1 protein-coding gene is annotated in these 753 nt (G+C 77.3%); it reads right to left on the bottom strand.

The window, feature by feature from the left end:
- Window positions 1-753, bottom strand: a 753-nt coding sequence (locus HMPREF0731_RS22260) for a hypothetical protein (protein ID WP_007006527.1), incomplete at both ends; no start/stop codon positions are given.

The raw sequence follows: 753 nt of genomic DNA, 5'->3' as shown, positions 1-753 counted from the left end.
CCCCGCCACATCCGGTTGCGGCGCGGCCTCCGCCGCGGCCGCCTGCTCGGCCAGGGCGTCGCGCGCCAGGGCGGCCTGCCAGTAGGTCAGCAGCAGCTCCAGATAGGCCTGCGGCGCCAGGCCCTGCGGTGCGGTGGTGTGCAGCGTCACCCGCTTGGCCGGGATGTCGATGCGCAGCGCCCGCGTCTTCTGGCGCAGCTGCGGCATCGGCCGGCCGCGATGCAGGCGGAACTCGGTGACCAGGCTGTATTGCGCCTGGCCCACCTGCAGATCGGCCAGGTCGCGCCAGGGCACCGGCGCCAGCATGGCGGGATGGGCGAAGCCCTCCGGCGACAGCAGCAGGAAGGGGTGGCGCGCGCGGCGCAGCTGCAGCCAGCCGGTCAGCCCCAGCAGCAGGCCGAGGGCCGGCAGCACGCCGAGCGTGGCGATCCAGGCGGCGCGCTCCGGCTGCAGGTCCAGCAGCATCAGATAGCCGGCGATGCCAGGCCCGGCCGCCAGGAACAGCGCGGCGATGGCCAGCAGCACCTGCCCCATGCGCCGCGTGTTGGGGCGCAGCGCCCGCTCGCCCGGCTGCACCGCCTCGGCCGTGGCGCGCAGCAGCCCGGCCATCGCCGCCTCCTCCCGCGCGATGTCCTGGCGCAGATCGTCGCTGGCCGCGCGGGCCAGGGCGGCGGGGTCGGCGAACCACTCGGACAGGGGCGACGCCGCGGCGTCGATCGGCCGGGCGGCGCGCGCCAGCAGCGCGGGGCCCGG

The organism is Pseudoroseomonas cervicalis ATCC 49957 (genome assembly GCF_000164635.1).
Lineage (GTDB): Bacteria > Pseudomonadota > Alphaproteobacteria > Acetobacterales > Acetobacteraceae > Pseudoroseomonas > Pseudoroseomonas cervicalis.
Note: the sequence above shows the minus strand (reverse complement) of the source record. Positions and strands in the feature narration are given on the sequence as shown.